2 protein-coding genes are annotated in these 4105 nt (G+C 38.6%); both read left to right on the top strand.

Annotated features, from left to right (window positions below):
* Positions 1 to 374, top strand: a 374-nt coding sequence (locus V7127_RS06560; RefSeq protein WP_335484410.1) for a ribonuclease III family protein, incomplete at its 5' end; no start/stop codon positions are given.
* Positions 375 to 421: 47 nt separating this feature from the next.
* The gene (smc, locus tag V7127_RS06555; RefSeq protein ID WP_335484408.1) at positions 422 to 3988 is read left to right on the top strand and encodes a chromosome segregation protein SMC; all 3567 of its coding nucleotides are present in this window, start codon (positions 422 to 424) and stop codon (positions 3986 to 3988) included.
* Positions 3989 to 4105: the final 117 nt, after the last annotated feature.

Below are 4105 nucleotides of genomic sequence, written 5' to 3'. Positions count from 1 at the left end.
CCGGGGGAAGGGAAAGACCCGCGTTGCTAGCTGATGTATTCGAGTCATTTATTGGTGCTTTATATTTAGATAAAGGATTAGATACTGTAGTCGCTTTCCTCGAAAAAATCGTATTTCCCAAAATCAATTCAGGTAAATTTGCCCATGTAATGGATTATAAAAGTCAGCTGCAAGAATTGATTCAGCGTGATGGGGCAGGTCTGATTGAGTATAAAATATTGCAGGAAAAAGGTCCCGCTCATAATCGGGAATTTGTATCGAGGGTATCGATGAGCGGAAAGGAGTTAGGGACAGGCACAGGCCGCTCCAAGAAGGAAGCCGAACAACATGCAGCGCAGATGGCTCTTGAAGTCCTAAAAAATAATCTGAACTAGTTAAGACAGCATAGATAAGAAACATTTAAGATTAGGGGGAGCAGCAGTTGTTTTTAAAACGGTTAGATGTTGTTGGATTTAAATCGTTTGCTGAGAGAATCATGGTTGATTTTGTTCCAGGTGTTACTGCTGTTGTAGGACCGAATGGCAGCGGAAAAAGTAACATTACGGATGCAATCCGTTGGGTGTTAGGTGAACAATCAGCTAAATCTTTAAGAGGCGCGAAAATGGAGGATATTATCTTTTCCGGCAGTGATTCCAGAAAGGCGCTTAACTTTGCAGAGGTTACGCTAACATTAGATAATGAAGATCAATCGTTGCCAATTGAATATAATGAGGTAAGCGTCACCCGCCGGGTATACAGGTCCGGTGAAAGTGAATTCTTAATTAATAAGCAATCATGCAGACTTAAGGATATAGTTGATTTGTTTATGGATTCCGGTTTAGGGAGAGAGGCTTTCTCTATTATTAGCCAAGGAAGAGTTGAAGAAATTCTAAATAGTAAGGCGGAAGACCGGAGAACGATTTTCGAAGAGGCAGCAGGTGTCCTTAAATACAAGAGCAGGAAAAAGAAAGCAGAAGGAAAGCTAACTGAGACTCAAGACAATTTAAATCGGGTTAATGATATTGTTTATGAGCTTGAAAGTCAGGTTGAGCCTTTAAAAATTCAAGCCTCTATTGCTAAAGATTATTTAGATCAAAAGGATGGGCTAGAAAAAATAGAAGTGGCGTTAACTGTATACGAAATTGAGGATTTACATGCAAAATGGGAGCAATTATCTAAAGACCTTGGTTTCCATAAAGAAAATGAAATGAAGCATTCCGCCAATCTCCATAGTAAAGAAGCGAAAATCGAACAATTAAGAGATCAGGCTTTGGCACTTGACGAGTCAATCAGTGATTTGCAAAATGTATTGCTTCATGCAAGTGAAGAGCTTGAAAAGCTGGAAGGCAGAAAAGAAGTGCTAAAGGAAAGAAAGAAAAACGCTTCCCAGAACAAGGAGCAACTTCAAAAAGGTCTGGAAGAATATGCTGCAAAAGAACTAGAGCTAAAAGGTCAAAAGGAAAAGCATTATACGAGTAAACAGCAATTAGAAAAAGAAGCTAGCAATTTGCAAAATGAACTAAAACAAAAACAAGAGCAATTAAAACTATTTAATGAAAATACAGAAGAAAAGATTGAATCATTAAAAAGTGATTATATCGAAGTACTAAATAAACAAGCTGCTGCCAAAAATGAGCTCCAGAATATTCAACAGCAGCTAGATCAGCTAGACATGAGAAACAGTAAGCTTGAGCATGAAAATGATAATTTCATCCAAAATCGAAATAGTCTTCTAGAGAAGAAAGAGCAGATTGAAGCTCAGCTTCTGTCTGCACAAAAAGAATTAGATGATCAAGTAAAGCTATTTAGAGATGAGCAAAGAAAGCTCGAAATATGCAAGGATAATTATCAGAAGCAGGAAAAGACCCTTTATCAAGCCTATCAATATCTTCAAAAGGCTAAATCGAGACAAGAGATGCTTGAGGAAATGGAAGATGATTATTCAGGCTTTTTTCAGGGCGTTAAGGAAGTATTAAAGGGCCGTGGCGGAAAGCTGTCAGGAATAGAAGGCGCTGTTGCGGAACTCATTCAAGTTCCTAAGGAATTTGAAACTGCGATTGAAACAGCCTTAGGTGGGGCTATGCAGCATATTATTGTAGAAACAGAACAGGACGGCCGAAGAGCGATTCAATATTTAAAGCAAAACTCCTTTGGACGTGCAACCTTCTTACCTTTAAATGTCATGAAAGGGAAGAGCTTAAGCTTTAGTCAGCTGCAATTAATACAGCAGCATCCTTCCTTTGTTGGAGAAGCTGCAAAATTAATTCAATTCAATCCTAAATATAAAGAATCAATGGAGAATTTACTTGGTAATGTTGTCATTGCAAAGGAGTTAAAGGGTGCGAATGAAATGGCTAAACTCCTGCAATACAGAGTAAGGCTTGTGACTCTTGATGGCGACATTGTGAATCCAGGGGGCTCTATGACTGGCGGTGCCCTAAAACAAAAAACGTCATCCATCTTAAGCAGAAAAGGCGAGCTTGAAGAATTGAAAGCAAGAATTATTGATATGGAGTCTAAGACAGCAGGACTCGAATCACAGGTAAAGCTACTTAAAGCGGATATTCAAAAGCTTGAAGCGCGGATTGATGGTCATAGAAAATTAGGGGAAGAGCTAAGGTTAAAGGAACAGTCAATAAAAGGCGACCTCCGAGAATTAGAATTTGAGGAGAAAAGCTTAAATGAAAGATTGTCGCTTTATGATTTGGATAAAGCCCAATTTACTGAAGATAAAACGAGATTATTAAAAAGAAAAGCTGATTTACATTCATTGCTTGAAGCTTATCAGTCCCAAATCACTTCTTATGACGAAAAGATTCTTATGCTGACTGATCAGAAAAACTTGCAAAAAACTTCAAAAGAGACGCTTATATCTGAAATAAACGAACTTAAAGTTAGCTATGCCTCGAAAAGTGAACAATATAATCATGCTAATGATAAATATGAAGCAATATTGGAAGAGCTTTCAGAAATAAACGGGAAGCTAATTATATTTAAAGAGGACCTTGAGCTTCTTTCCTCAGAAATGGTAAATAGTTTCTCTGGAGAGCAACAGTTAGAAGAAGCTGCAAAAAGAAAGCTTCAAGACAAGACAGAGACTCTTAACTTAATTGCCTCAAGAAGAGAAGAACGTATGGGGCTTCAAACAGCTCTGGAAGATCTAGAGCTTGAAACAAAAGAGCTGAAGAGGCTGCATAAAGGAATGGTTGAGGCACTTAAGGACGAGGAAGTAAGGCTAAATCGGTTGGATGTAGAGCTTGAAACCCGGTTAACTCATTTAAGAGAAGAGTATTTGTTATCTTTTGAAGCAGCTAAAGAGGAATATCCTTTAATGATTGATGTCAATGAAGCTAGGAAAAAAGTAAAGCTAATTAAATTGGCGATTGAAGAGCTTGGAACAGTAAATCTAGGTGCGATTGAGGAATATGAACGGGTTTCAGAACGATATGAATTCCTTCTCGAGCAAAAAAATGATTTGCAATCGGCTAAAGATACGTTATTCCAGGTTATCGATGAAATGGATATTGAAATGAAAAAACGGTTCCAGCAAACCTTTGAAGGCATTCGTTTTCATTTTGAATCAGTTTTTCAATCATTATTCGGCGGAGGCAGAGCTGATTTGAAGCTGACAGACCCAGATGATTTATTAAACACAGGTGTTGAAATTGTTGCACAGCCACCTGGGAAAAAACTGCAAAACCTTGGATTATTATCAGGCGGGGAAAGAGCGCTAACAGCAATTGCACTGCTTTTTTCGATATTGAAGGTACGTCCCGTTCCATTCTGTATTCTTGATGAGGTTGAGGCAGCCCTTGACGAAGCAAACGTATTCCGCTTTAGTCAATATTTAAAAAGATTTAGCGCTGAAACGCAATTTATTGTTATTACCCATCGTAAAGGAACGATGGAGGAGGCTGATGTATTGTATGGGGTGACTATGCAAGAGTCAGGTGTCTCGAAACTAGTGTCTGTTCGCCTTGAAGAGACGAAGGAATTAGTCACGCAATAAAGTGAAACTTCAATCAGTGGGGTTTTTTATGCACAGAATGTGCTAATGCAGAAGTTGCGTCAGTACGCCTTAGTTCTTAGTCTGCCTTCATCCCCCAATGATTGTTAGTTGCGGCCC

It is taken from the genome of Bacillus sp. JJ1773 (genome assembly GCF_036962035.1).
Taxonomy (GTDB): domain Bacteria; phylum Bacillota; class Bacilli; order Bacillales; family Cytobacillaceae; genus Cytobacillus.
Note: the sequence above shows the minus strand (reverse complement) of the source record. Positions and strands in the feature narration are given on the sequence as shown.